The organism is Nocardioides sp. (assembly GCF_016462705.1).
Taxonomy (GTDB): domain Bacteria; phylum Actinomycetota; class Actinomycetes; order Propionibacteriales; family Nocardioidaceae; genus Nocardioides.
The window spans coordinates 1-1822 of sequence record NZ_JAEMSS010000104.1; the positions used below are offsets into that span (position 1 = coordinate 1).

General features: G+C 74.8%; 2 protein-coding genes. One reads left to right on the forward strand and one right to left on the reverse strand.

Annotated features, from left to right (window positions below; all coding sequences use genetic code 11):
- On the reverse strand, positions 1-876 hold an 876-nt coding region (locus JHD21_RS13660), incomplete at its 3' end, for a sigma-70 family RNA polymerase sigma factor (protein WP_292676233.1).
- A gap of 298 nt (positions 877-1174) precedes the next feature.
- On the opposite strand from JHD21_RS13660, the gene JHD21_RS13665 reads away from it, so the two are divergent.
- A complete protein-coding gene (locus JHD21_RS13665) occupies positions 1175-1708 on the forward strand; it encodes a hypothetical protein (protein ID WP_292676236.1) in 534 nt (177 codons plus the stop codon).
- The last annotated feature ends 114 nt before the right edge of the window (positions 1709-1822 follow it).

Sequence of the window (1822 nt, forward strand, 5' to 3'; positions counted from 1 at the left end):
GCCCCAGCCCCGAGTGAGGAACGCGCCGGCCCCGGTCAGCACACCGGCGGCGCCGGTGCCTCCTGCGAGGCTGCCGCCGAGGTAGGCGGCCGCGGCACCGCCGAGGACCAGCGGGGCGATGAGGGCGCGCAGGTCCGAGTTGACCTCGACCAGCTCCAGGTAGATCGCCGCGCACTCCCGGCAGTCGCGCAGGTGGGCCTCGATCGCGGCGCTGTCGCGCCGGGAGACGTCGTTGCGGATGAAGGCGCCGAGCCGGGCCCTCGTCGTCGCGCAGCGCTCGTCGTCCGCGGTCTGCGCGTGCATCGAGACGAAGGCCTGGCGCAGTCCCTCGCGGGCGCGGTAGCCGAGGGCCGAGACCGAGTTGGCGCTGATCCCCAGGAGGGGCGCGACCTCGGCCGGCTTCTGGCCCTCGACCTCCAGGTGCCACAGGACCAGCTGCCAGCGCTCGGGGAGCGAGGCGAACGCCCGGGCCGCCGCGCCGCTCTCGAAGCCGGCGACCGCGGTGTCGTGGAACGCCTCGCCCGCGTCGTACGCCGCGATGTCATCGGTCGGTCGGGTCCGGGCCACGGAGCGGACCCGGTCGACGTGCAGGCGCCGGAGAGCCGTCAGCAGGTAGGGGCGCAGGGCCGTGTCCGGGCCGTCCCCGCGCTGGAGGACCACCAGGACCTTCGCGAACGCCTCGGAGACCAGGTCGTCGGCCTCCCCGTCCGTGCTCAGGGCGCGGGCCAGCCGGCGTGCCGAGTCCACGTGGCGGGCGTAGAGCAGGCCGTAGGCCTCGACGTCGCCACCCCGGACGGCGGCGATGAGCGCGGCGTCGGACCGGGTGTCCGCGGCCGCCGGTGCTGAGGGCGCGCCAGTGACGTCGGTGTCGCTCACGAGAGGATCAACGGCCCAACCGCCGGAAGATCACGGTGTGGTCTGGACCAGTGGGCGACAGCGCCGGCGTTCCGCGTCATGACCCCCGCCGAGGGCCGTTCCCTCCCCGAAGGACCGAGCAGCAACCGCAGCGACGACGACGGCCGAGGAGCGGAGCAGACCGATGAACCCATCAGGCTCCTCCGCAGCCGGCCGCAGTGCAGAGCCGACGTCCGGTCGGGGTGCCCACCCCGAGTGGGCGTTGGTAGGGGAGGCACTCGCGACCCGGTCCTGGGCCGTCGTCGAACACTGTCGGGTGGTGGGCCGCGACCTGGCGGAACGGGGGGTCTCCGCCGGAGAGGCCCTGGGGGAGCTCCGGTCGACCACCAGGCGGGTCGCGCAGCGCGAGCCGACGTTCGAGGAGTGCGAGGCACTCGTCGACGCCTGGGCGGACGCCACCCTCGGCTACCTCAACCGGCTCTCCTGCGCCGACCCCCTGACCGGTCTCGACTCGCAGGCGCACCTGCTGGCCCTGCTCGGCGCGCCCAGCGACGCCGACCTCGTCCTGGTCGTGCTCGAGGTCTCGCCAACCGACGACTTCTTCCAGCTCGCCCGCCGGCTCTCCCTGCTCGGCGAGCTGAGCCGCAGCGTCTTCCCGCGCTCCCGGACCGTCGCGCGCGTCGGCGTACGACGCCTGGTCGCGCTCGTGCCGGCACAGCCGGACCTCGGGCGCCGGGTGGGGCTGCTCGTCCGCGGTGCGGAGGGCGCGGACCGCGTCTGGGTGGAGCCCGTCCCGCCCCGGCCGGGGGCCCGCGTGGGGCTGGTCGACCGGCTGGCGCGCGGCTGCGGGTGACTACGGCAAGGCGGGCACGCACATGTCGGTGGCCGACGTGCGTGACCCGGGTTCGTTGCAGAAAGTGAGGGCGTACAAGAAGGAAGCGAAGGCCGCCGCTAAGGCCGCCAAGGC